Origin of the sequence: Haemophilus paracuniculus, from assembly GCF_002015115.1 — a bacterium.
GTDB classification, from domain to species: Bacteria; Pseudomonadota; Gammaproteobacteria; order Enterobacterales; family Pasteurellaceae; genus Haemophilus_E; species Haemophilus_E paracuniculus.
This window is the reverse complement of the sequence record NZ_MUYA01000004.1, coordinates 1-24031: the sequence shown is the minus strand read 5'-3', so window position 1 is coordinate 24031 and position 24031 is coordinate 1. Positions and strand designations below refer to the sequence as shown.

At 44.9% G+C, this 24031-nt stretch carries 22 protein-coding genes, 4 tRNA genes and 1 rRNA gene; 16 read left to right on the top strand and 11 right to left on the bottom strand.

Translation table 11 applies throughout. The features are described 5' to 3' along the window. Window positions 1-144: 144 nt before the first annotated feature. From B0187_RS02590 to B0187_RS02575, 4 genes are read left to right on the top strand one after another with little or no spacing between them, the layout of a single operon-like run. The gene (locus tag B0187_RS02590; protein ID WP_078236307.1) at window positions 145-1155 is read left to right on the top strand and encodes a TerC/Alx family metal homeostasis membrane protein; all 1011 of its coding nucleotides are present in this window, start codon (window positions 145-147) and stop codon (window positions 1153-1155) included. Beyond that, window positions 1142-1504 (top strand): hypothetical protein, encoded by a 363-nt coding sequence (locus B0187_RS02585; protein WP_078236306.1) that lies wholly within the window; start codon window positions 1142-1144, stop codon window positions 1502-1504. Before B0187_RS02590 ends, B0187_RS02585 begins: the two co-directional genes overlap by 14 nt. Window positions 1505-1535: 31 nt before the next feature. Further along, window positions 1536-2111: a TerD family protein gene (locus tag B0187_RS02580; protein ID WP_078236305.1), complete on the top strand. Its 576-nt coding sequence runs from the start codon at window positions 1536-1538 to the stop codon at window positions 2109-2111. A 49-nt stretch (window positions 2112-2160) separates the two neighbouring features. Further along, window positions 2161-2835, top strand: coding sequence for a TerD family protein (locus B0187_RS02575; RefSeq protein ID WP_078236636.1), 675 nt, complete (start codon window positions 2161-2163; stop codon window positions 2833-2835). A gap of 89 nt (window positions 2836-2924) precedes the next feature. On the opposite strand, the gene B0187_RS02570 is transcribed toward B0187_RS02575, so the two are convergent. Both B0187_RS02570 and metH read right to left on the bottom strand, forming a co-directional pair. Beyond that, window positions 2925-3794 carry a trypsin-like peptidase domain-containing protein gene (locus B0187_RS02570; protein WP_078236304.1) on the bottom strand — a complete coding sequence of 290 codons (870 nt, stop codon included), beginning with the start codon at window positions 3792-3794 and terminating at the stop codon, window positions 2925-2927. 43 nt (window positions 3795-3837) lie between these two features. Beyond that, window positions 3838-7521: a methionine synthase gene (gene metH, locus B0187_RS02565; protein ID WP_425432434.1), complete on the bottom strand. Its 3684-nt coding sequence runs from the start codon at window positions 7519-7521 to the stop codon at window positions 3838-3840. Window positions 7522-7738: 217 nt separating this feature from the next. Here metH and B0187_RS02560 point away from each other — a divergent pair. Together B0187_RS02560 and B0187_RS02555 are read left to right on the top strand one after the other, a co-directional pair. Then, window positions 7739-7828: transfer RNA gene (locus B0187_RS02560), tRNA-Ser, on the top strand. 104 nt (window positions 7829-7932) lie between these two features. Continuing rightward, a tRNA-Ser gene (locus B0187_RS02555) sits at window positions 7933-8022 on the top strand. Window positions 8023-8138: 116 nt separating this feature from the next. Here B0187_RS02555 and rraA read toward each other — a convergent pair. Both rraA and B0187_RS02545 read right to left on the bottom strand, forming a co-directional pair. Continuing rightward, entirely contained in the window at window positions 8139-8636 is a 498-nt protein-coding gene (rraA, locus tag B0187_RS02550) for a ribonuclease E activity regulator RraA (RefSeq protein ID WP_078236302.1), read from the bottom strand. Between the two features lie 68 nt (window positions 8637-8704). Further along, window positions 8705-9949 (bottom strand): paraquat-inducible protein A, encoded by a 1245-nt coding sequence (locus tag B0187_RS02545; RefSeq protein WP_078236301.1) that lies wholly within the window; start codon window positions 9947-9949, stop codon window positions 8705-8707. Between the two features lie 106 nt (window positions 9950-10055). On the opposite strand from B0187_RS02545, the gene murB reads away from it, so the two are divergent. The 8 genes from murB to B0187_RS02505 all read left to right on the top strand — a co-directional run bounded on the left by murB (window position 10056) and on the right by B0187_RS02505 (window position 19045). Then, the gene (murB, locus tag B0187_RS02540) at window positions 10056-11084 is read left to right on the top strand and encodes a UDP-N-acetylmuramate dehydrogenase (RefSeq protein WP_078236300.1); all 1029 of its coding nucleotides are present in this window, start codon (window positions 10056-10058) and stop codon (window positions 11082-11084) included. Continuing rightward, the gene (locus tag B0187_RS02535) at window positions 11081-11848 is read left to right on the top strand and encodes a biotin--[acetyl-CoA-carboxylase] ligase (RefSeq protein WP_078236299.1); all 768 of its coding nucleotides are present in this window, start codon (window positions 11081-11083) and stop codon (window positions 11846-11848) included. Before murB ends, B0187_RS02535 begins: the two co-directional genes overlap by 4 nt. A 119-nt stretch (window positions 11849-11967) precedes the next feature. Further along, the gene (gene miaB / locus B0187_RS02530) at window positions 11968-13395 is read left to right on the top strand and encodes a tRNA (N6-isopentenyl adenosine(37)-C2)-methylthiotransferase MiaB (RefSeq protein WP_078236298.1); all 1428 of its coding nucleotides are present in this window, start codon (window positions 11968-11970) and stop codon (window positions 13393-13395) included. 148 nt (window positions 13396-13543) lie between these two features. Then, the gene (locus B0187_RS02525) at window positions 13544-14572 is read left to right on the top strand and encodes a coiled-coil domain-containing protein (protein WP_078236297.1); all 1029 of its coding nucleotides are present in this window, start codon (window positions 13544-13546) and stop codon (window positions 14570-14572) included. A 10-nt stretch (window positions 14573-14582) separates the two neighbouring features. After that, on the top strand, window positions 14583-15746 hold the full coding sequence (locus B0187_RS02520; protein WP_078236296.1) for an ATP-binding protein: 1164 nt from the start codon (window positions 14583-14585) through the stop codon (window positions 15744-15746). Window positions 15747-15748: 2 nt separating this feature from the next. Next, on the top strand, window positions 15749-17161 hold the full coding sequence (locus tag B0187_RS02515) for a hypothetical protein (protein ID WP_078236295.1): 1413 nt from the start codon (window positions 15749-15751) through the stop codon (window positions 17159-17161). Beyond that, window positions 17158-18300, top strand: coding sequence for a WG repeat-containing protein (locus tag B0187_RS02510; protein WP_078236294.1), 1143 nt, complete (start codon window positions 17158-17160; stop codon window positions 18298-18300). The genes B0187_RS02515 and B0187_RS02510 overlap by 4 nt, the downstream gene beginning before the upstream one ends. Window positions 18301-18382: 82 nt before the next feature. After that, complete coding sequence (locus tag B0187_RS02505) at window positions 18383-19045, top strand: trimeric intracellular cation channel family protein (protein WP_078236635.1); 663 nt, start codon at window positions 18383-18385, stop codon at window positions 19043-19045. Here the strand turns inward: B0187_RS02505 and B0187_RS02500 are convergent, their stop codons facing one another. After that, complete coding sequence (locus tag B0187_RS02500) at window positions 19046-19744, bottom strand: BPL-N domain-containing protein (RefSeq protein ID WP_078236293.1); 699 nt, start codon at window positions 19742-19744, stop codon at window positions 19046-19048. Window positions 19745-19888: 144 nt separating this feature from the next. On the opposite strand from B0187_RS02500, the gene B0187_RS02495 reads away from it, so the two are divergent. After that, the gene (locus B0187_RS02495; RefSeq protein WP_078236292.1) at window positions 19889-20455 is read left to right on the top strand and encodes a biotin transporter BioY; all 567 of its coding nucleotides are present in this window, start codon (window positions 19889-19891) and stop codon (window positions 20453-20455) included. A gap of 82 nt (window positions 20456-20537) precedes the next feature. Further along, window positions 20538-21218, top strand: coding sequence for a ribulose-phosphate 3-epimerase (rpe, locus tag B0187_RS02490; RefSeq protein WP_078236291.1), 681 nt, complete (start codon window positions 20538-20540; stop codon window positions 21216-21218). A gap of 46 nt (window positions 21219-21264) precedes the next feature. Here rpe and B0187_RS02485 read toward each other — a convergent pair whose 3' ends face one another. The 6 genes from B0187_RS02485 to rrf form a co-directional block, all read right to left on the bottom strand. Further along, window positions 21265-21558 carry a DUF5389 family protein gene (locus B0187_RS02485; RefSeq protein ID WP_078236290.1) on the bottom strand — a complete coding sequence of 98 codons (294 nt, stop codon included), beginning with the start codon at window positions 21556-21558 and terminating at the stop codon, window positions 21265-21267. Window position 21559: 1 nt separating this feature from the next. Beyond that, on the bottom strand, window positions 21560-22453 hold the full coding sequence (xerD, locus tag B0187_RS02480) for a site-specific tyrosine recombinase XerD (RefSeq protein WP_078236289.1): 894 nt from the start codon (window positions 22451-22453) through the stop codon (window positions 21560-21562). A gap of 9 nt (window positions 22454-22462) precedes the next feature. Next, the gene (locus B0187_RS02475) at window positions 22463-23473 is read right to left on the bottom strand and encodes a substrate-binding domain-containing protein (RefSeq protein ID WP_078236288.1); all 1011 of its coding nucleotides are present in this window, start codon (window positions 23471-23473) and stop codon (window positions 22463-22465) included. Between the two features lie 156 nt (window positions 23474-23629). After that, window positions 23630-23705 (bottom strand) — tRNA-Trp (locus tag B0187_RS02470). Window positions 23706-23742: 37 nt separating this feature from the next. After that, window positions 23743-23819, bottom strand: a tRNA-Asp gene (locus tag B0187_RS02465). Between the two features lie 11 nt (window positions 23820-23830). After that, window positions 23831-23946: ribosomal RNA gene (gene rrf, locus B0187_RS02460) — 5S ribosomal RNA — on the bottom strand. Window positions 23947-24031 lie beyond the last annotated feature (85 nt).

Sequence of the window (24031 nt, the reverse complement as noted above, 5' to 3'; positions counted from 1 at the left end):
ACCCACTATTTGGCGAATTTTAACCACAAAAAGCATAATTTTACCTGCATTTTGTTGGTGGTTAAGTTTGGTTGAAGATTTATACTGATCTTATTTCGTATTTGTATATTTATCAAGCAATGCTTGTATGAGAGCGTATCTATTATGACTAATTTTGGTTTTCCTGTCGAAACAATCCTTGTCTTTTTTGGGGTGATTGCCTTTTCTGTTTATCTTGATTTGTTTGCTCATCGCAATACAAAAGAGATTAGCGTAAAAGATGCTTCACTTTGGTCAATCTTTTGGATCGGATTGGCGTTGGCATTTTATGGCTATCTTTGGGTAAGATTTAACAAAGAAGCGGCGGATCTTTATCTCGCTGGCTATGTGTTAGAAAAAAGCCTCTCTATTGATAATTTAATGGTGTTTGTCGCCATTTTTGCCTCTTTTGGCATTACGGGAAAACTACAACATCGCATCCTCTATTGGGGAATTATTGGTGCATTGATTTTCCGTGCGATTTTCGTTGTGATAGGCACAGGTTTATTTACAGTAAGCCCTTATGTCGGTTTCATTTTTGCCGCTTTTGTGATTTGGAGTGGTTACAAAATGTTAAGCAGTAATAATGACTCAGATGAAGAAATTGAAGATTATTCAAACCATTGGAGTGTTCGTTTAGTGGGTAAATTGATGCCTGTATTACCCAAATTATTGGCAGAACGTTTCTTCGTTAAACATTCAGAGCTTACCCCAGAGAATCTCGCCTTAGTTACTCGTAAAGGATTACGTTACGCAACCCCTGCATTTCTCTGCTTAATGGCAATTGAAACCTCTGATGTTGCCTTTGCCTTCGATTCTGTACCTGCGGTGATTGCCGTTACGCAAGAACCTTTATTAGTTTATGCCGCTATGATCTTCGCCATTCTTGGCTTACGTAGTCTCTACTTCATTCTAGCCGCACTTACTAAATATTTAGTTCATCTTGAAAAAGCGGTCATTGCCTTGCTGTTCTTTATCGGTATCAAAATGGGTATTCAATCTTGGAATCATGCCATCGGCGATAGCGGTATTCATATTTCAGCCAATACTAGCTTATTTATTGTTTTAGGTACATTAGCCGTTGGGGTATTAGCTTCCTTTATTTTTCCGGAGAACGAGAATAATGAAAAATCTTAATTTAGTGATGAGTTTATTATTTATTTCTACCACAGCATTATCACAATCTTATAAAGCACCGCCAACTTCCTCAACAAGTGGTTATGTTCCGGTGATTAGCGATGAATTGATGGAGCAATGCGTCAGAATTTATAACGAAGCAGATTGGTTACAGAATGATTTAAGCCAAACTTCGGTAAATCAATATTCACAATATGAAGTTAATCAATATAACCAAAATATTGCGAAACTCAACCAACTAACGAATTGGTTTAATCAAAATTGTGCGGGAAAACAATCTCGTTCAGCGTGTGAGACGGCTAAAAAATTAAATCAGCAAGCAGGTTTATCACACCAATCTTGCTACTAATTTTATTCAACAACTCAATGGAGATTTTATTATGTCAGTATCTTTATCAAAAGGCGGAAACGTCAGTTTAAGCAAAAATGCCCCAAATCTCACTAAATTAGTGATTGGATTAGGTTGGGATGTGAGAACGACTGATGGGGCAGAATTTGACCTCGATGGTAGTGCGTTTATGCTTGGTACTAACGGAAAAGTCCGTTCGGATTCTGATTTTATTTTTTACAATAATCTAAAAGCCTCAGACGGTAGTATTGAGCATACTGGTGATAACCGTACTGGAGCTGGTGATGGTGATGATGAAAGTATTATTATTTACCTAGACAAATTGCCTACTGCAGTGGAGAAAATTGCGATTACAGTTACTATTCATGATGCAGAGGCTAGAAAACAGAGCTTTGGTCAAGTTGTCGGTGCATTTGTTCGCTGTGTCGATGGGGCTAATAATAATGAAATTGCTCGTTTTGATTTAAGCGAAGATGCTTCAACTGAAACTGCAATGATTTTTGGTGAGGTTTATCGCCACAATGGAGAATGGAAATTCCGTGCCGTAGGACAAGGATTTGCTGGCGGATTAGCTGCATTAGCAAGAAATTACGGTATTAACATTTAATAAAATATAAATGGGTAAGAAATTACCCATTTTTTATGGAGAAATCATTATGGCTATTGATGTAACAAAGAAACCTAAAATATCATTAAGTAAAGTAGTATTGGAAAAATCAGGTGATTCTACACGTATTGATTTATCTAAAAGTAATGATCAAAATATTGTGATCAATTTAAACTGGACACAAAAGAAAAATGATGGATTATTTGCCAACTTATTTAATAAAAACCAAGATATTGACCTAGATTTAGGTTGTTACTATGAATTAACCAATGGACAGGCTTCGGTCATTGATGGTTTGCAATTTTCCCATAACCGAGGTGGAGCAAAAAATCAACGTACTAGACAAGGTTGCTATACAGAAGCTCCCTATATTTGGCATTGTGGTGATGATCGTGGTTCAGGTAGTTCTTCTGGTGAAAATATTTTAGTTAATCCTATCGGAGCAAATTATATCAAGCGGATTATTGTCTACTGCTTTATCTATGAAGGTGTAGCAAAATGGGGCGAATCTGATGCTGTTGTCACAGTAAAAGTACCGAACCAGCCTGATATTGTGGTTGAAATGGGACGACAAACAGATCCAAGAACATTCTGTGCCATTGCGTCTATTGAATTTAACGGCAATCAAATGTCTGTACGTAAAGAAATCACTTTCCATAACGGACATAAAGAATGCGATCGTTATTATGGCTGGGGATTTAATTGGGGAGCTGGATCTAAATAATAATAAAAGCGGACGGAAGTCCGCTTTTATTATATAACTAATGAATTATAAATTCTAAAAAATAGGATGCAGTTTATATTCTGAGTACATTACCAACGCCAACATATTTTAGATGCTCTTTTTTGAAAAAAACTTATTGTTTCTAAAATCATTTTAGATTTAAAAACAACACCTAAATCAATCATTTCTTGATTTTTAACTATCGGGACTAAATTGGTAGGAATAGCTTTGGCCTCTACACTATTGATTTGCGTTCTAAAATATACAGCAGTTACTATTCCTAAGAAATAAAACCTACGACCTACATAAGCTCTTCCTTTCTTATCTGCATACATTCCATTATCCATAAGAAATAAAGGACTACCACTAGATCCACCAAATACAGAAGCATCAATTAAGAAAATAGGCTTTTTCTCAAAGTCAATCTGTAAAGGTGATGCTGTAGTTCCCTTTCTTAGAATTGGTAAATGATGCACTGAATCCCATACACCATTTGGATACCCAACAAATGTTACATTTTCAATAGCATCTAAAGCATATAGTTCATTCTGAGAAGGAATACTTGTTCTAGGAATTGCTTTAAAAAATAAATGTTGATTAAAATTCTTTTTCACATTTTCTATAATCGGTAAAAGTGGACATATGGCTATATCAATTTGGTCATCTGGATGATAAAACCACATATTATTCCAATCAGGAATATTATCTAGATAAAAACTCTTTTCTAGTGATATATCTTCTCCATTTTCATTATCATCTATAGTATGAAATAGTATTTTCCCATTTATTGTGTTTTCAACTACGTGCCTATTCGTTACTAAAAATAGAATAGATGAATCTTCTGGACTGTCTGAAAAATCAAAAATAAAGCCTGTTCCTGAACCATCCCCATCTTTACTGGATGTTTCTATTTTTACAGTAGTGAAGTATAGATATGATGCAATACTATCTAGTTTCATAAGTTATCCTCGTTTTAATATCTCGTTTAATCCAAAGAATATTCTACTTCATCGAAACCCCAAGCCACTTGATCATTTCTCTTTCATCCCACCCCTTGCGTTTGGCGTAGTCCATTGCTTGGTCTTCATCAATACGTCCTAGCGTAAAATAATTACTCGCAGGGTGGGTGAAGTACCAGCCGCAGACGGAAGCGGCAGGCCACATTGCGTAGCTTTCGGTAAGTTTCATTCCGATCCGTTGTTCGACTTCGAGTAAGTTCCAGATTAACTCTTTTTCGGTATGCTCTGGGCAGCTTGGGTAGCCAGGGGCAGGGCGGATGCCGACATAATCTTCCGCAATCAAACGCCCGTTATCAAAGGTTTCGTTGGTGTAGCCCCACACTTTGGTGCGAAGTTCAAAGTGCAGATATTCCGCCATTGCTTCGGCGAGGCGGTCGCCCACCGCTTGCAGTAGGATGGCGTTGTAATCATCGCCCGCGGCTTTGTAACCCTCAACGAGATCGTGTTCTTCAATCCCTGCACAGACGGCGAACATTCCCAGCCAATCTTGCTGACCGCTTGCTTGGTCGGCGATAAAGTCGCTCAAACAGAGGTTATACGGGCTTTTGCTGTTTTTGCCACGTTCCGTTTGTTGGCGTAAATGGTAAGATTTGCCGATACAAGCGGTGCGATCCGCGTTCAAAATTGCAATATCATCGCCCTCTCGCACCGCAGGGAAAATCCCCATAATGCCACTCGGGTTGAGCTTGCCGTTTTGCTCTAATTCGTCCAGCACCCGTTGGGCATCGTTGTAAACACGGCGAGCTTCTTCGCCACCCTCTGGGTAGTCGAACGCATCAGGGTAACCGCCCATTAAGCCCCATAACATAAAGAATGGCGACCAGTCGATAAATTGGCGTAGGGTGGCAATCGGCACATTTTTATATTCGATAATGCCCGTTTGTTTCGGTTGCGGAACTTGATAATTCGCCCATTCGCCCGTGAAAGCGTTAAAGCGATTTTCACGAGCCTGTTCAATCGCCAACTGTTTCCGCAACGGTTTGCGGTTGGCAAAGGCTTGTTGGATCTGCTCGTATTCCTGTTTAGTACGTTCCCAAAATTCGGCTTTGGTTTCGGGATTCATCAAGGTGGCACAAACGGTTACGCAACGAGAGGCGTTTGAGGTGTAAACCACAGGGTAATTATATTTTGGATAGAGTTTGATCGCGGTATGCTCTTTCGAGGTGGTCGCCCCGCCGATCAATACAGGAATATCCAATTTCAAGCGGTTCATTTCGCCCAAAAAGTATTCCATTTCGTCCAGAGACGGCGTGATCAAACCGCTTAATCCGATCAGATCCGCTTTTTCTTTGATGGCGGTTTCGATGATTTTTTCCGCAGGCACCATTACGCCGAGGTCAATCACTTCAAAATTATTACATTGCAACACCACGCTCACGATGTTTTTGCCGATGTCGTGCACATCGCCTTTCACGGTGGCGATCACCATTTTGCCGTTGCTCGATCCTTTCTGTTTAGTCGCATTGATAAACGGCTCTAAATAGGCGACCGACTGCTTCATTACCCGAGCCGATTTCACCACCTGCGGTAGGAACATTTTGCCGTCCCCAAACAAATCGCCCACCACGTCCATTCCTGCCATTAGTGGGCCTTCGATCACTTCCAACGGCGAAGCGAATTTTTGGCGAGCTTCTTCGGTATCTTCAATAATAAAGTTGGTGATCCCTTTCACGAGGGCGTGTTTCAAGCGTTCTTCCACCGACCACGTCCGCCATTCGGCAACGCTATTATCTTCATTACTAGCGGTTACATTACGGTATTTTTCGGCAAGATCGAGCAACCGCTCGGTGGCATCATTGCTACGGTTTAGCACCGCATCTTCCACCACCTCTCGCAATTCGGGATCGAGATCATCGTAGATCGCCAACTGCCCCGCATTGACGATCCCCATATCCATTCCAGCTTTAATGGCGTGGTAGAGGAACACGGCGTGGATCGCCTCACGCATAAAATTGTTGCCGCGGAATGAGAACGACACATTCGACACCCCCCCCGAAATTTTAGCGTGGGGCAGGCTCTGCTTGATCCGTGCGGTCGCATTGATGAAATCGACCCCGTAGTTATTGTGTTCCTCAATCCCCGTGCCGATAGCAAAAATATTCGGGTCGAAAATGATGTCTTCGGGCGGAAAGTCCAATTTATCCACCAACAAGCGGTAGGCTCGGGTGCAAATTTCCACTTTGCGTTCTTCGGTGTCGGCTTGCCCCACTTCGTCAAACGCCATCACCACCGCTGCCGCCCCATAACGGCGGATCAAGCGGGCTTGTTGTAGGAATTTTTCTTCGCCCTCTTTGAGGGAAATCGAATTGACGATCCCCTTGCCTTGAATGGATTGTAGCCCTGCCTCGATCACTTCCCACTTGGACGAGTCGATCATCACTGGCACTTTGGCGGCATCGGGTTCGGTCGCCATAATGTTGAGGAAGCGGGTCATACATTTTTGTGAATCGAGCAACGCCTCGTCCATATTCACATCGATCACCTGCGCTCCGTTTTCCACCTGATCAATGGCGATCTCAATCGCTTCGCTGAATTTTTCTTCCTTAATTAACCGCTTGAATTTTGCCGAACCCGTAACGTTATTCCGTTCGCCCACGTTCACAAATAAACTTTCATCGTCAATCGTGAGCGGTTCAAGCCCCGACAAACGCATCGCCGTTTTAATTTGAGGCAAGGCACGCGGCGGACAATCTTTGACCGCCTCGCTAAATGCACGGATATGCTCAGGGGTCGTGCCACAACAACCGCCTACGATATTGAGGAAACCGCTTTCCGCCCACTCTTTGATTTGTGCCGCCATTTCGTCCGCCCCTAAATCGTAGCCACCGAACGCATTTGGCAAACCAGCATTCGGGTGGGCGGACACATAGGTTTCGCAGATTTTTGAGAGCTGTTCCATATATTGACGCAACTCTTTCGGGCCTAAGGCACAGTTCAAGCCAAAGCTGATCGGCTTAACGTGGCGAAGGGAATTGTAAAACGCCTCGGTCGTCTGCCCCGACAGGGTTCGTCCAGAGGCATCGGTGATTGTGCCTGAAATCATAATCGGCAAACGCACGCCCAATTCTTCAAACACTTGATCAATCGCAAAGGCGGCGGCTTTGGCGTTGAGGGTATCGAAAATGGTTTCGATCATAATCAGATCCGCCCCACCCTCAATCAAGCCTTTGGTCGCCTCGGCATAAGCCTCAACCAACTGCATAAAGGTAATGTTGCGGAAACCGGGGTCATTCACATCAGGGGAAATCGAGGCGGTGCGGTTGGTCGGGCCTAAAATCCCTGCCACAAAACGCGGTTTTTCAGGGGTGGAATACTGATCCGCCACCTCACGCGCCAGTTTGGCACTTTCCACATTCAGCTCATAGGCGAGGGCTTCCAACCCATAATCCGCTTGGGCGATGGTGGTCGAACTGAATGTATTGGTTTCGATGATGTCCGCCCCTGCCTGCAAATACTGCTCGTGAATTTCACGGATAATCTGCGGTTGGGTCAAGCTCAACAAATCGTTGTTACCACGCAGATCAATCGCACTATTCGCAAAACGCTCGCCTCGGAAATCTTGTTCGGTCAATTTATATTTTTGGATCATCGTCCCCATTGCACCGTCTAAAATTAAAATTCGTTGAGCAAGGGCATTTTTAAGCATTGAGGTGGCGTTTTTTAACATCATCGTTCCTGTTGATTTTTGAATGGAAAATTAGGTGGATAATAGGAAGAACGGTATAACCTGTCAAATACCAGCACCGCAAAATCGCAAAAATTTTCACAAATCTGACCGCTTGCAAAGTGTTTTTTGTTTAAATTTAGAACGGACGACACATTTTTGAAAAATCGCCCTTGACCGCAACCCAAAATCCCGATACTATGCACTCCGTTTTCAACACGGAGGAATGGTCGAGTGGTTGAAGGCACCGGTCTTGAAAACCGGCGAGGGTTTACGCCCTCCGTGAGTTCGAATCTCACTTCCTCCGCCATCAAATGCTAACCTGTTGATAATTCAATTATCGGCAGGTTTTTTATCTCAAAGTCTAATTTATCGAATTAGCTTGAATACAATTTAAAGAAATGTTTTCAATCAGGAGGAATGGTCGAGTGGTTGAAGGCACCGGTCTTGAAAACCGGCGAGGGTTTACGCCCTCCGTGAGTTCGAATCTCACTTCCTCCGCCATTATTCAAACCCCATAGTAATATGGGGTTTTCTTTTGCCCGAAATTTTTCAAAATCCTATCCCTTGTAAAACAAATAAGGCGGACATTTGTCCGCCTTAATCCTACTTCGTTGTAATTACGCTAAATCTTCGGTTAAATCAAGTTGCTCGGGCGAGAGGATTATGCCCGTTAAATCGGCGTAGATGAAATCTTCGGGGAAGAAAGTTACGCCGCCGAAATTAACGGGGGTGTCGATTTCGCCGATGTTAGTGTCGTCTGCCCCCACGGGGATTGGGGCGAGGGCTTGAATGCCGATGTCGAGGGTTTCTAGCACGTCAAGCTGACGCACCGCACCGTAAACGATAATGCCTTCCCAGCCGTTATCCACCGCCAACTGGGCGAGTTCCCCATCAATTAAAGCACGGCGAACTGCACCGCCGCCGTCCACTAATAGCACGCGTCCGTTGCCTTCTTCTTCCAACACTTCGGCGATTAGCCCGTTGCTTTCAAAACATTTGACGGTGGTGATTTTTCCGCTGAATGTGGATTTGCCGCCGAAGCTAGAAAAAATCGGCTCAACCACATCAACTTGGTCGGAATACATATCGCAAAGTGCAGAGGTATCAATACGCATAAGACGCTCCTATTATTTTGGTTATTTGGGCGTGAAGTATAAACCGAGAACGGCGATTTGCAAAATTTTTAAACATCTGACCGCTTGTTAATGCGATGAATCCGCCACAACATTCGGGAATCTAAATTCGCCGAGGCGATCATCGTTAAAAAGACTGACGCCCCAAAGTAGAACGCTGCTTCCCCCACCGAGAAGCTAAGAATTTGCCCTCGTTCCAACAACGACATCATCAACGCAAGCACGAACAGATCCAACATCGACCATCGCCCCACAAAATGCACATAATGCAGCAGTTTCATTTGCAGATGAATCGGGTGTTTCCAGCGGAATTTAATCGCCAACAGCAGATAAAATAGAATGGTTACTTTGCTGACTGGCACGGCGATACTCGCAATAAACACAATCGCCGCCACCGCATAGCTGCCCATTGAGATAAAGGTAATCACGCCCGAGATCAAACTATCGGCGGAAATCGCCCCTGCCAATCCCGTTACCGAAATCGGGAAAATGTTGGCGGGGATCATCATTATCGTGCCAGCAATCAAACACGCCCAAACCCGTTGCAATTTCACCGATTCTGGCACGTTGAGATTGGTTTCGCAGCGAGGGCAACGGCGGTTGCCTTTCAGATCGACAATCTTCTCGTCAAAGGTGTATTCGCAGGTCGGGCAAAGGGTCGGATTACTCGGATCATCGGGCGAAAGGGAATGATATTCTGGGTAAAATTCCTGCCAGAGCCGTTTCGGGTCGATTTTGATAAACAGCAACACCGTCAAAATGGTGGTAATAATAAAGGCGGAAATGTAAATATCGAACCGCAACGCTGCATAATCACGGATTTTGAACGCCGCCACCGCTACCGCCACCAAATAAACATCAAGCATTACCCACTCTTGAATTTTAGTGAGGAAAATCAAGGTAAAACGAGGTCGCCTGCCGATCAGGCGTTGAAGCCGAATCATCAGCACCAACAAGGCAAACGCAATCGGCATAATCACCGAGCAAAGTAGCACCATAAAAGCGGTGTAATGGTAGCCCTCGGTCGCCATTTTCCACGCCCCGCCCCAAATGGTGGCGTGAATCGGCACGCCGAGCAGGTCAATCGACATTAGCGGAAAGGTCAAAGCGAACGGCAGTAAAATTAAAATCGACAGGGCAATAATCGAGCAACGGCGTAAGCTCCAACGGCTACCCGACCGCAACACATTGTCGCAATTCGGGCAACAAGCGGTCTGTTGCACCAACTCACTCGGCACGCTCACGGTTAAATTACATTCATCACAACGTTGCAAATAGCTGGATTGGGGTTTCATTTTATCTTCCTAAATTAAATTGCCGCCATTGTAAGGCAAAAATTTTGCCGAATCCAACCGCTTGTTATGCTAAAATCCACCCAATTTTTTCCAATAAATTGATGTTATGAACCAAACCCTAACCCCTTTTCACACTTTTCATTTACCTGCGAAAGCACGTCAGATCATTGAATTTTCGAGCAAGGCACAGTTATTGAGCGAGTGGCAGAAAGCCGATCAGGCTAGCTTGCCGATTTTGTTGCTCGGGCAAGGCTCGAATGTGCTGTTTTTGGACGATTTCAACGGCGTGGTGTTGGTCAATCAGCTCAAAGGGATTGAACACCGTGAGGACGACCATTTCCACTATTTAACCGTGCAAGGCGGCGAGAATTGGCACGAGCTGGTGCAATGGACGCTCGCCCACGGCATTGGCGGTTTGGAAAATCTGGCGTTGATCCCTGGGGTGGCTGGCTCGGCACCGATCCAAAATATCGGGGCGTACGGCGTGGAATTTGAGCGAGCCTGCGATTTTGTCGAGGTGCTGAATTTGCGTTCGGGCGAGACATTCCACTTGAACAAAGACGCATGCGAATTTGGCTACCGTGAAAGCGTGTTTAAACATCAATATCGTGAACATTTTGCGATCACGGCAATTGGCTTGAAGTTGGCGAAAGCGTGGCAGCCCGTGCTGAATTACGGTTCGCTCGCCGAGTTCGATCCGCAAACCGTTACCCCTCAACAAATTTTTGAGGAAGTCTGTGCTGTTCGCCGTGCCAAATTGCCGAATCCTGATGAATTTGGCAACGCAGGCAGTTTCTTCAAAAACCCCGTGATCGAGCGTGCAAAATTTGAGCCGTTACTGACCGCTTACCCCGCCATTCCGCACTATCCGCAAGCGGACGGTTCGGTCAAATTACCTGCGGGCTGGTTGATCGACCAATGCCAGTTGAAAGGCTTCCAAATCGGCGGGGCGGCGGTGCATACCAAACAGGCGTTGGTGCTGATTAACAAAGAGAACGCCACGGGGGCGGACGTGGTGGCGTTGGCGAAGGAAGTTCGTCGTCAGGTGCGAGCCAAATTTGGGGTGGAAATTGCCCCCGAAGTGCGTTTTATCGGGGCGGACGGCGAATTGGATAGCGAGGCGATTACGCGATGAAACTCGATCAGGCGAAAATCCAGCAAGCCTTGCCCCTCGGCGAAGCCTTGGTGTTTGAGCAGATTGATTCGACCAACGAATATCTGCTACAACATAGCCAACGCCTTGCAAGCGGTTCGATTTGCCTTGCCGAATGTCAAACCGCAGGGCGCGGGCGGCGTGGGCGTGTGTGGTTTTCCCCTGAAAGCCAAAATCTCTATTTCTCGATGTTATGGCGGTTTGAACCTGTCGATCTCGCCCAACTGCCGCCGTTGAGCCTAATGGTGTCGCTGATTATTGCGGAAACCTTGCAGGAACTGGGCGTGCAGGGCGTGCAGATTAAGTGGGTCAATGATGTTTATCTCAACGGCAAAAAACTGGCGGGGATTTTGGTGGAAACCAAAACCGACAAAACGGGGGCGAGCGTGGTGATTGGGATCGGGATCAACTTTGCGATGAAAGAGGTCGATCCCACCCTCGTTACCCAGCCGTGGGCGGATCTTTCCGACTACGATTTCGACCGCACCGAACTTACTTGCCGTTTGGCGGTGGCGTTGCAAAAAAATCTGAAAATCTACCCGCTTGTCGGCTTTGAACATTATGCGGAACGTTGGCAGGCGTTTGATCTGTTCCGCAATCAGCCCGTCAAATTGATTACCGATCACGAGGAAATTCACGGCATTTCGCAGGGAATCACCCCCCAAGGCGAGCTGATTTTGCAACAGGGCGAAATCGTCCGCACCTTTGGGATCGGCGAAATTTCGTTGCGATCTGACCGCTTGTAAGCGATTAGTTCTAGCCAAAAAATGCTCAAACAGGTAGAATACCGCCCATTGTGCGTAAAGAGGTTGCTCTTTACGCTTTTCCATTTATAACCCTTTGATAAACCTATTATTTTTTGATTATGGCGAAATTACATATTACCACTTGGGGTTGCCAGATGAACGAGTACGACTCGTCAAAAATGGCAGACCTCCTCAACACCACCCACGGATTAGAATTAACCGAAAACCCCGAAGAAGCGGACGTTTTATTGCTCAACACTTGTTCAATTCGTGAAAAAGCCCAAGAGAAAGTGTTCTCGCAGCTCGGGCGTTGGAAAAACTGGAAAAAAGACAAACCGAATTTGATTATCGGCGTGGGCGGTTGCGTTGCCTCGCAAGAGGGCGAGCATATCCGTGAGCGAGCGCCTTATGTGGACATTGTGTTCGGGCCGCAAACCCTGCACCGCTTGCCTGAAATGATCAACCAAATCCGCAACGGTGATAAAGCTGTGATCGACATCAGCTTCCCTGAAATCGAAAAATTCGACCGCTTGCCAGAGCCGCGTGCCGAAGGCCCAACGGCGTTTGTGTCGATTATGGAAGGCTGTAACAAATACTGCTCGTTCTGCGTTGTGCCTTACACCCGTGGCGAGGAAGTAAGCCGCCCTGTTGATGATGTACTGTTTGAGATCGCCCAACTGGCGGAACAAGGCGTGCGTGAAGTGAATTTGCTCGGTCAAAATGTGAACGCCTACCGTGGCGAAACCTTTGACGGCGGCATTTGCACCTTTGCCGAATTACTGCGTTTGGTGGCGGCGATTGACGGCATCGACCGTGTGCGTTACACCACCAGCCACCCGATTGAATTTAGCGATGATATTATCGAAGTCTATCGCGACACCCCTGAATTGGTCAGCTTCCTACATTTGCCGATTCAGAGCGGTTCGGATCGCGTTCTCACAATGATGAAACGCAACCACACCGCCCTCGAATATAAAGCGATTATCCGCAAATTGCGTGAAGTGCGACCGAACATTCAAATTAGCTCGGATTTCATCGTGGGCTTCCCTGGTGAAACGGCGGAAGATTTTGAGCAAACAATGAAAATCATCGAACAAGTCAATTTCGATATGAGTTTCAGCTTCATCTACTCGGCTCGCCCTGGTACGCCAGCTGCCGACCTGCCCGATGATGTGAGTGAAGACGAGAAAAAAGAACGCCTCTACCGCTTGCAACAACGGATCAACCACCAAGCAATGCAATTCAGCCGTGCAATGCTCGGCACGGAACAACGCATTTTGGTGGAAGGCCCGTCTAAAAAAGACATTATGGAATTAACGGGACGCACGGAAACCAACCGCATTGTGAATTTCCAAGGCTCGCCAGAGATGATCGGCAAATTCGTGGATGTGAAAATCACCGATGTTTACACCAATTCCCTGCGTGGCGAAGTGGTTCGCACCGAAGACCAAATGGGCTTGCGAGTGGTCGAAACCCCGCAAAGCGTGATCAACCGCACCCGCAAAGAAGACGACCTCGGCGTCGGGAAATTTGTGGTAAATTTGTAAAATTTGGAAAAATCAGACCGCTTGTTGAATCATTTTTCAGCAAGCGGTCTTTTTTTATCCATTTTTTTTACAAAAATGCAGTTGTTTTTTTTTTTGATCAATTTTGGTATGATTTTACCTCAATTTTATTACTTTTTTTGAGGTCAAAATGAAACCAACAACTCGTAAACTACCCGGCTGGGTTTATATTCCTTTAACTGTTTTTATGGCGATTAGCTTTTATCAAACGGCTAAAGGTTTTACCGATCTGTTTGGCACGGAAATGGCGTGGGGATTTTCCCTTGCGATCACAATGTTAATGTATGGTTGCACCGCTTTGGTGGGCTATCGCCGTATCAACAAACTGCCTATTTTGGCGTTCGTATTGATGTATGCCATTTTCTTCCTACCTTCCTTCACAGGTAACTTCAACGCTATCTACACCAATTATCAAGAGCCTCGCTTATTAACGGACGAAGTATTAAGACACAAACAAAAGCTCGATGATGTGGTGAATGCCAGTGAAAAAGCCTTCAAAAACTTCAGCCCTGAAATTACTGAAAAACGTGCCAGAGTTGAAAGCCTCACCGAGCAGTTAGTTCGCCAAATTACCGATCCAGCTCGCCCCGGTTTAGGGAAACGTGCCTTAGAAATTATTGCCGAAATTGAAGCGGTATTAGGCGAACGTTTGACCGAATTTGGTACAAGAGGGGGCAACTGGAATGCGATTGCCGACCGTTATCGTGAAAATATCGATCAAGTGATGAAACGTAAACTTACTTCCGCAGATTATGGTCAGCTTGAAACCAAAGAGAAACAAATTGCCGATTTAAAAGCAGAAACAGATGAAAAAATTCAAGAATATCTCGGCTATTCAAATGCTCAAAAAGTGAAAGATGAAGGCAAAAAAGTGATTGCGGATATTATTGAAAATATCAATAAAATCGGTTCAATTACCCAAGAATTTATTAAAAATCCGTCTATTTTCAAATTTGAAAAAGCCAAATTTGAAAATCAAGATACGGGCAAAATTGTTTTTTCATTTAAATCTGCATTCACTGAACAGCCACTAATTGCCTTTATTTTGGCGATTGTCTGTTTCTTAATTGACTGGTTAGTAATGCTCTGTTTGATCGTCTTTTTTGGTCGTAACGAAAAAGAGCCAATGAAGCCAATCAATTCAGGTCGAGCATTATAAGGGGGCGACAATGTTAAAAAATCCTTACGAGAAAAAAGCCGATAAACCAACCGAAATGGTAGCGGAAAAAACGATTGAAACCAACGTGGATTTAGATCAGAAGTTTGATACAGCGGAATCGGCTGATTCTGCCTCAACCCCACTCAATGTGGAAAAAAAGGAAACAATCTCACCGCTTGTTAGCCCTGAGTTACCCAAATTAAATCCTCTCAAAGAAGATAAATATAGTCCAAAGGATAAAAAAGCTAAGTTAGATAAACGTAGTGTTGAGCAAGAATTAACCCCTGAACAATATCACGAGCGTCTAACTGAACTGAATAATAATGCAGAAAATAAACATTATGTGTTATTTTTAGGTAAACCAGCCTCAGGGAAAACTTGGATTATAGGTAGTATTTTACACTATATGAAAAATTATTTGGGTGGAATGGTCTATTTAGATACTAATAAAACTACTTATAATGAAGAAGAATTATTCTATCAGTTACAAAATCGTTTTAATGGTGTAATTGGGGTTGATGAGATAACTAGTACAGATACTACCCAGTATTTTGAGTTTCATATTTCTTTTACCCCTAAAGACTCAAATAAACCACCTATTGATATTGTCTTTATAGATTGTTCTGGTGAGCATTCTCAGAATGCGTACCTTACTCGATATAATGATAACTCTGGTAAATTGCCAAATTATCTAACAGCAATTTTAGAATCTAATGTAAATACTAAATTAGCATTTGTTTACGATCAATCTTTGGAAGATAAAAAGGGTGAAATACCACAAGCAAATGTACTAAATGCTGTATTTACTGAAATTCAACATATTCAGAATAATCAGAAGAAATACTTTCCAAAAGTTCTACTGTTATCAAAAGCAGATCGTATTTATAAGAATGATAATGCAACATTAGAACGTTGTGGGAATGATGAAATGACATATGCCCTTGAAAAAATACCTAGCTTTGCTAATAGCTTCTTTAATGAATCTATCGAAAATAAAGCAAACTTCTACAATATGGGAACATTTTCTAATAATTCTGATTTAATTTTGGAATTTAATAAGGAATGTCCTGAAAAATTATTCCGTTGGTTGTATATGAATAGTACAGGTGGTAATTCACCTATCAAAGAACCAACTTGTTGGGATAAATTGATGAATTGGTTTAAAGGAAAATAATAATGACAACACAAAATAAACAACTTCTAGGCTGGGGATTGCTTGGCACGCCTAATGGTCGCCAACAAACGAGCGATGGCATTGATAAACAAATCAAATTTGCTAGTAGTTTCGATTTAGAGCAGCAATATGGTGGTTGTCTGCCTGATCCTCGCCAAAAAGATATTGAGCCTCTCTACTGTTTAAAATATCGGAAAGGTGATAATGAAATTCTAGGTTTAGCAGAATATCGTTCCATTTTTGAACAAGGGCAAACCCGTGCAGGTACTTATTTTGGGGCATTTGTCGAAACAATAAATTCTAGTTTTGGTAAAAATAGCATTGAGAAAGTATTATCAGCTCTATATGAATTAAGTTTTTATCAATGGGAAAATTTCATCGATAAAAATGCCTGTTCTTATAAAGAAAGCATTGCAGGTAAAACTTTCCCTGCCCCTGAAGAACAATTAAACGAGATTGCGGAAAATTTACAGCATTTGCCACCTCAATACTTAACGCAAACAGAGCAACAAGGGGATCTCTATATTGCTACAACCCAAGATCAAATTGTGGAAACCTTGCGATTACTGCTAAATTCAGGGCTATTTTACCGCTTTAAGCAAATTTTCTTTTCGGCAAGTCCCTCAATTTCACAACAAATGCAAGCGAAAAAATTAGTTTCGATCAGTTTTGCCGAATTGAAAGCAGGGAATTTCTTCACGGAAAATTGGCAAGATGAAGTGAATTATTTGCATAAATATATTGCACAGATTCAAACCAATGAAAAAGTAGCGAATGAAAAATATCAGCAACTTGAACGAAATTTTGCGAATGAAGTGAATTCTAAAGCGGCGAGTTATATTGAACAAGCTCAGCGTGCCGAGGCAGAATTAGTCTCACTTCGTAATGATAGTGATGTGTTAAAACATTTAGGTAAAACGGTATTGGAAACCGTTGCTAACAATGCTCAAACGCTACATCAAGAAAATCTTGCTCAATTTGCTTCACTTTCATCAGGACAACGTGATGAAATAACTAGTCAATTAGCTGATCTCAAAAATCAAATTGCCAAACTTGGAATGACAGCGAGCAATCAACCAGCTCAAGAGCCTCAAGTGAGAGTGGAAACTCGTGTTACACCATTAACTTGGGTTTTTGCAGGCTTATCGCTCTTCCTTGTACTGTTTTTAGCGGTTTATGTCCTCTTTTTTAGTGGGGTATCAGAAGATGATTACAATAAGTCGCAAGGGGATTTAAAGGCAGTAAAAACGGAACTTGCTCAAGCAAAAAAAGAGTTAGAACGTGCTAATGATCAAATTTCTCAACTCAATCGTAAAATAGAAAATTATTCTAGCAATCCAGCCCCTGCGAATAATTCATCTAATATGACAAATGAACAGCCTCTCAATAAAAATAATAAAGGAAAATCCAAATGAAAAGATTATTTCCCTTTTTATCTCTTTTGGGATTAACGGCTTGTTTTGATGATAGTGCGAAAGAATGCGAATCCTTGATCAAAGATAGCAGTAAAAAGAACCTTGCCTACAGTATGTGCGAAAAAGCCGCCAACGAGGGAAATGCTAATGCTCAATATCTTTATGCTCAACTTTTGATTGAGAAAGATCAAGCCAAGCAAGCGGTGAGTTATTTAGAAAAATCAGCCAATCAAGGCAATCCTCAGGCGTTGTATCAGCTTGGTGAGCTGTTTTTGATCGGAAAAGGGGTTGAGAAAAATCCTGCTAAATCAAAATATTACTGGCAACAAAGCTGTAATAAAGGCGAACAAAAGGCTTGTGCGAATTTGTTTGAAAGTGAGCAAGCGGATAAAGAAGCCCAAGCCAAAGCCAAGCAAGCGGAACAAGCACGCCAAAAGGCTGAGGAAGAGGCTCGACTTGCCAAAGAACGTGAGCAACAAGCTCGTCAAAAAGAGCTTGCTGAACGTGAGGCGAAACAAAAAGCAGAGAAAGCTCGGCTGGAAGCAGAGCGTAAAGCCTTTGAGCAACAAAAACAGGCGGAACAGGCTCGTTTAGCGGAACAGCGTAAAGCGTTACAAGCTGAGCAGAATCAAGCAAATCAAACAAATCAAACGAGCTATGAATCTTCAACCGCCACTCAACCCACTTTTGATGTTACCCAATTTACCTTCTACGAGGGATTGGCAAAATTTGAACAAAATGGCAAAGTTGGGTTTATTGATACCAACGGCAGGATCGTTATTCCCGCTCAATTTAGCCGAGCAGGGCGTTTCTCGGAAGGGATTGCGAACGTGCAAGGCTCAAATGGTTTGTGGGGTTATGTAAATAGATCGGGAAATTGGATTGTTGATCCTCTCTTTGTTTGCTCTGCTCGCTTTATGCAAGGTGTAGCAGGCGTGTATTGGGGCGGATACCAAAATAGTGCTGGTCAATGTGTTGGCGGAAAATGGGGCTTTATCAATAAAGCTGGAAATTGGGCGATTGATCCGATTTTCGATGAAGCTCAAGGATTTAGCAAAGATACCAAAGGGCGAATCAAAACCAAAGTAACCTATCAGGGCGAAACTTTCTACATTGATCGAAGTGGTAATCGCCTGTAATCTAGCAAAAAATCCCCGAAATCTGACCGCTTGCCGTATAATGCAAGCGGTCTTTTTTATCAAAAATCAGCAAGGAAAAACAATGTTGCTTTTGACACTTTATATTATCGGCATTACCGCGGAGGCGATCACGGGGGCGTTGGCGGCGGGGCGTGAGAAGATGGATTGGTTCGGGGTGATTATTATTGCGTCTGTTACCGCGATTGGCGGTGGTTCGGTGCGTGATGTGCTGTTGGGGCATTATCCCCTCGGTTGGGTGGCGAATCCGCAATATTTTCTGATTGTGGCGGGGGCGGCGATTTTGACCGTGTTTATCGCCCCGTTGCTCGGCTATTTTCGCACCATTTTCCTTGTGCTGGACGCCTTGGGGCTGATTGTGTTTTCGATTTTAGGGGCGCAAGTCGCCCTTGATATGGGCTACGGTTTTGTGATTGCGGTGGTGTCCGCCGTTACCACAGGGGCATTTGGCGGCGTGCTGAGAGACATCTTGTGCAACCGCATTCCCCTCGTGTTCCAAAAAGAGCTTTACGCCAGCGTAGCCTTTTTATCCACCTGCATTTATGTGGGACTGATCGAAGTCGGCATCTCACAAAATATCGCCGTGATTTTAACCCTAATTTCAGGCTTTTCGATCCGCCTGCTCGCCATTCGCTTCAAACTTGGCTTGCCCGTGTTTGAGTTTGACGAAGCACAATATCTCGGCAAGGGCGATTTGTGGGATCGCCTCTCGAAAAAGCGAAAATAATTATTTCAAGCCATTTTGAACGAGTTGCCAAACCGATTTTCCTTGTGATTGTTGCAACGCCCGATGGATCTCCTGCTCTGACAAGCGGTCGGATTCGGGGGAATTTTTGACAATCAATTCTGCATAACATTGCGGATCAAGCTCGAAATGGACACTCGATAGCAGATAACGCCCCTTGCCGAATTGTCCGCCCACGATGGCGGGTGAGCCGTCCGCAAAATAGGCGAAAATTTGCGAGGATCGCACCGCTTGCGGGCTTTTGAGGAAAGTTGAGCCGCCGTGATAGTAGTAACAAGCGGTCGGATCGGGCGGAAAATCCACAAAATCCAGTTTTACCATTGTTTTTGATTGCACGTTTTCGCTGTAATAGTGTCCGCCCGTCAGTTGCGGTAACGATCCTTTGGCGATCCCCTCGAAAAAGCCCAATTCCCGTTCGCCTTGCACTTGATAATCCGCCCCTTGAAATTCAACGGTTTGGCAGGCGTAATACGCCCCTGCACAAATGCCGAGGTAAAATCCGCCTTGCTCAACAAAGTGGTGGATCTGGCGGTTGCCCTCGCCGTTCAATTTTTCGCAATAGGGCAAATCCGCCCCACCAGGGATAATCAAACCGCTTGCGTTCGCCAATGCCCCTTGACAAATCTCTGCCGCCGACACCGTGTGAGCAGGGCGATTTAACCAATGGGGAACGCCTTTCATAAAGACGCCACGCCCACTTCGCTCGTGCCGAGATCGGCATAAATCAAGATCGGTCTTACCACTTTTCTACCTCTTTTGGTTTACATTGTTTGACAATTCGGGCATAATCCGCCCACTTTTTACACAAACTTTAAGGAAGATTTTATGCTGACACAATCCCTTTCTCAAACAAAAAAATGGTTGCTCGCCAACCAAACCGCCGCATTTTGGCTAAAAACCTTGATCGGGGCGAATTTGATTGCCCTATTCGCCCAAATTTCCATTCCGTTACCACTCGTGCCAATCACGGGGCAAACCCTTGCTTTAACCGTGGTCGGCTTTGCGTTGGGGCGTAAAGCAGGCACGGCAGCGGTGTTAGCCTACCTCGCCGAAGGGGCAATCGGCTTGCCAGTGTTCGCCAACGGGGCATCTGGCTTGGGCGTGCTGTTCGGGGCTTCGGGCGGTTATTTGATCGGCTTCGTGCCAACCGCTTATTTGCTCGGCTATTTCAGCGACAAAGGTGTGCTAAATTCATTCGTGAAAAGCGTTGGCGTGGCGTTGTTAGCGACAATTGTAACCTTTGCGTTCGGCTTGGCTCAACTTTCCTTATTCGTGCCAGCCGACAAAGTGCTTGAATTTGGTTTATACCCATTCGTATTAGGCGGCATTGTGAAAGCGGTGTTGGCGAGTGCGTTAGTGATTCCAAGCCACCGCTTCTTTTCTAAACTTTAAGCAAAAAATGTGAACTGGATCGGCTTTTGCTATTGCCATTTGTGATAGCATAAGCCGATTTTTTTATGCGTGAGGAAACCCTATGACAGAGCAAAAATTCTTAATTGCCCCTTCGATTTTATCCGCCGACCTCGCTCGCTTGGGCGATGATGTCGCTGAGGTGCTGAAAGCAGGGGCAGATTTGATCCATTTTGATGTAATGGATAATCACTATGTGCCAAATTTGACTTTCGGGCCAGCGATTTGCAAGGCGTTGCGTGATTACGGCATTACCTGCCCGATTGATGTGCATTTAATGGCGAAACCTGTCGATCGTCTGATCCCCGATTTCGCCAAAGCTGGGGCGGACATCATCACTTTTCACCCCGAAGCGAGCGAGCATATCGACCGCTCGTTGCAGTTGATCCGTGATCACGGCTGCAAATCGGGCTTGGTGTTCAACCCTGCCACGCCGTTGAGCTATTTGGATTATGTGATGGATAAAGTCGATGTGATTTTGCTGATGTCGGTCAATCCAGGCTTTGGCGGACAATCTTTCATTCCGTCCACCCTCGCCAAATTGCAAGAGGCTCGCAAACGGATTGATGAGAGCGGTTACAACATCCGTCTTGAAGTCGATGGCGGCGTAAAAATTAACAATATCGCCGACATCGCCAAAGCAGGGGCGGATATGTTTGTCGCAGGTTCCGCAATTTTCGACCAGCCTGACTATAAAGCCGTGATCGACCAAATGCGGGCGGAATTGGCTAAGGTAAGCGGTTAGTTTCTTGAAAAAATGCTCTTGTAAAAACAAGAGCATTTTTATTGGGTTAAAGGGATTGCACAATGTAGGTCAAAAAGCCATAAAAGCCGACAAAACTCACGGCAAGCAATGCTCTGGCAAGGGCTGGGCGGGATTGATGCAGTTTGAATAAGATCCCTGCAATCAAAAACAGAAAGAACGGGTAAGTCCAAAATGCGGTGGAAAAGAGATCGACTTGGAACGGGGTCAAATTCGGGTTGCTGGAAAATTTTGGCGAAACCAGTAACGCCAAAGGGATTAACGCCGTTGGCAAGCAGAACAGAGCCAATGCCCAGCTAAATGGTGAGAAACCTTGTTGCATATTAACCTCTCGGGTGAAATTGTTGATGAAGTGATTTCAAGCGGGCTTTTGCCACTTGGGTGTAAATTTGGGTGGTGGACAGGTCGCTATGCCCGAGCAACATCTGCACCACACGCAGATCCGCCCCGTGATTGACGAGGTGAGTGGCGAAGGCGTGGCGAAGAACGTGGGGCGAGAGTTTGTCCGCGTCAATCCCAGCCTGCACCGCATAATGCTTGATCCGATGCCAAAACGTTTGGCGGGTCATCTGTTGCCCACGTTTGCTCGGGAACACCACATCGGATTGCGTGCCGTTGAGCAACATTGCTCGCCCATACTGAAAAAATTCGTTGAGCCAATAAACCGCTTCCTCGCCGAGTGGCACGAGCCGTTCTTTGTCGCCTTTGCCGATCACACGCACCAGCCCTTGTCGTAGGCTCAAATTGTCCAACGTGAGCGACACTAGTTCGGTAACCCGTAGCCCCGTGGCATAAAGCAGTTCCAACATCGCTTTGTCTCGCAACTCAATCGGGTCGAGGGTGTTCGGGCAATCAAGCAGATCCATCACTTGCTCTTCGCTCAACGATTTCGGCAGATGCGCAGGCTTACGGGGCGAAGTGAGGGTGGCGGTTGGGTCATCCAAGCGGTATTTTTCCAGATACAAAAAGCGAAAAAATTTCCGCAAACAACTCAACATTCGTGCCGAGCTGGTCGCCTTGTAGCCCTGTTCCAACCGCTCGCCGAGAAAGGCTTGCAGATCAAAATGATCAAGGCTCAAAAAGGCTTGCGGCGAGGGCAACCATTCGGAAAATCGTTCTAAATCAAGGCGATAGGAAGCCACCGTGTTGTTCGACAAGCCGTGTTCTTGCCAGAGCGTATCTAAAAATTGTTCGATAATCGGGTCTAATTTCTTCATTGCAAGGGGTTAGATTTTGGAAAATTTTGGCAAAAAGGATTCTCGCACCACCAGCGTGGGTTCAAGTTGAATGGTTTGCACGGGGGTGTTTGGCTCGCGGATACGCTGAATCAAGCGTTCCACCGCATTTTTGGCGAGGCGAGCCTTGGGCTGATGAATGGTCGAAAGGGGCGGCGACAGAAATTCGGCGATTTCGATATTATCGTAGCCGATCACGGCAATATCCTGCGGAATCCGCAAGCCTGCTCGCCAAATCGCTTGATACGCCCCAATCGCAATGGTGTCGCTCATCGCAAAAATCGCCTGTGGACGGTGCGGCAAAGCGAGCAGTTGGGTCGCCGCCGCTAAACCGCCTTGATAGTCAAAACGGCTTTCGACAATCCACTCGGCTCGCAACGGTAAATTTTGCTCGGCAAACGCCCGCTTGTAGCCAGCCAGCCGATTGACCGCAAGGGGTTTCGACAGCTCGCCCGTGATAATCGCAATCTCTTGATAGCCTGCATTGAGTAGCGTTTTCGTGGCAAGATAGCCACCTAATTCCGAATTTTCGTGAATTTTATCCGCATTTAACGGCTGTTGCCACCAGTCAATAATCACTTTCGGCAGGGGGATATTGGCTAATTGGGGATCGTCCAAATCTTGCGGTTCAGCACACATCAGCAACAAGCCGTCCACCTGTTTCCGCAATAGATGATCGAGGTGCTTCGCCAACATCTGCGGATCACCGTTGGTATTGACCAAAATCAGATGATAATTGTGCCGTTCGCAGTAACGCTCAACGTGCTGCACCACCTCGGCAAAAAAGGGGTTGCGACTTGCGGTTACCAACATTCCGAGGGTGTTGGTTTCCTTGACTTTCAAGCTACGAGCGACCAGCGAGGGGGTGTAATTCAGCTCTCGCACCACCTTTTCGACACGCTCACGAATTTCCTCGCTCACAAAACGAGAATTATTGATCACGTGCGACACGGTCGAAAGCGACACCCCAGCCAGCCGCGAAATATCTTTCATTGTCGCCATTGAACCTCTTACAAGCGGTGTGATTTCAAGAAATTTTGGCTATTATAGCAAAAAAGAAAGTAAGAGATTTATTTACGCTATTTTAAAAGACAGATATTAAATAAAAATAGAATAGCTAGATATGCCATTTTGGAATGATAATAAGATAAGGAAGAATGGCAGGGGCGGAGAGGCTCGAACTCCCAACACCCGGTTTTGGAGACCGGTGCTCTACCAATTGAACTACGCCCCTAAATGGAAAGCGAGTAACTTACTCGCTTAAAGATAAGTGGCGGAACGGACGGGACTCGAACCCGCGACCCCCTGCGTGACAGGCAGGTATTCTAACCAGCTGAACTACCGCTCCGCAAATTGGGCGATTAACAGTGCCCTACTCTCACATTGGGAAACCCAACACTACCATCGGCGTTACCGCATTTTACTTCTGAGTTCGGAATGGAGTCAGGTAGAACCACGGCACTATTGCTGTTAATCAAATTTGGCTGTTAAACAAATTCTTTATTAAGTTAGCTTACTTCAAGAAATAAGCTAAGTTAATAAAAATCTGGCGATGCCCTA

Coding starts and splice junctions, on each gene's coding strand:
- B0187_RS02590 (WP_078236307.1), top strand. CDS start 145: ATGACTAATTTTGGTTTTCCTGTCGAAACAATCCTTGTCTTTTTTGGG.
- B0187_RS02585 (WP_078236306.1), top strand. CDS start 1,142: ATGAAAAATCTTAATTTAGTGATGAGTTTATTATTTATTTCTACCACA.
- B0187_RS02580 (WP_078236305.1), top strand. CDS start 1,536: ATGTCAGTATCTTTATCAAAAGGCGGAAACGTCAGTTTAAGCAAAAAT.
- B0187_RS02575 (WP_078236636.1), top strand. CDS start 2,161: ATGGCTATTGATGTAACAAAGAAACCTAAAATATCATTAAGTAAAGTA.
- B0187_RS02570 (WP_078236304.1), bottom strand. CDS start 3,794: ATGAAACTAGATAGTATTGCATCATATCTATACTTCACTACTGTAAAA.
- metH (WP_425432434.1), bottom strand. CDS start 7,521: ATGTTAAAAAACGCCACCTCAATGCTTAAAAATGCCCTTGCTCAACGA.
- rraA (WP_078236302.1), bottom strand. CDS start 8,636: ATGCGTATTGATACCTCTGCACTTTGCGATATGTATTCCGACCAAGTT.
- B0187_RS02545 (WP_078236301.1), bottom strand. CDS start 9,949: ATGAAACCCCAATCCAGCTATTTGCAACGTTGTGATGAATGTAATTTA.
- murB (WP_078236300.1), top strand. CDS start 10,056: ATGAACCAAACCCTAACCCCTTTTCACACTTTTCATTTACCTGCGAAA.
- B0187_RS02535 (WP_078236299.1), top strand. CDS start 11,081: ATGAAACTCGATCAGGCGAAAATCCAGCAAGCCTTGCCCCTCGGCGAA.
- miaB (WP_078236298.1), top strand. CDS start 11,968: ATGGCGAAATTACATATTACCACTTGGGGTTGCCAGATGAACGAGTAC.
- B0187_RS02525 (WP_078236297.1), top strand. CDS start 13,544: ATGAAACCAACAACTCGTAAACTACCCGGCTGGGTTTATATTCCTTTA.
- B0187_RS02520 (WP_078236296.1), top strand. CDS start 14,583: ATGTTAAAAAATCCTTACGAGAAAAAAGCCGATAAACCAACCGAAATG.
- B0187_RS02515 (WP_078236295.1), top strand. CDS start 15,749: ATGACAACACAAAATAAACAACTTCTAGGCTGGGGATTGCTTGGCACG.
- B0187_RS02510 (WP_078236294.1), top strand. CDS start 17,158: ATGAAAAGATTATTTCCCTTTTTATCTCTTTTGGGATTAACGGCTTGT.
- B0187_RS02505 (WP_078236635.1), top strand. CDS start 18,383: ATGTTGCTTTTGACACTTTATATTATCGGCATTACCGCGGAGGCGATC.
- B0187_RS02500 (WP_078236293.1), bottom strand. CDS start 19,744: ATGAAAGGCGTTCCCCATTGGTTAAATCGCCCTGCTCACACGGTGTCG.
- B0187_RS02495 (WP_078236292.1), top strand. CDS start 19,889: ATGCTGACACAATCCCTTTCTCAAACAAAAAAATGGTTGCTCGCCAAC.
- rpe (WP_078236291.1), top strand. CDS start 20,538: ATGACAGAGCAAAAATTCTTAATTGCCCCTTCGATTTTATCCGCCGAC.
- B0187_RS02485 (WP_078236290.1), bottom strand. CDS start 21,558: ATGCAACAAGGTTTCTCACCATTTAGCTGGGCATTGGCTCTGTTCTGC.
- xerD (WP_078236289.1), bottom strand. CDS start 22,453: ATGAAGAAATTAGACCCGATTATCGAACAATTTTTAGATACGCTCTGG.
- B0187_RS02475 (WP_078236288.1), bottom strand. CDS start 23,473: ATGGCGACAATGAAAGATATTTCGCGGCTGGCTGGGGTGTCGCTTTCG.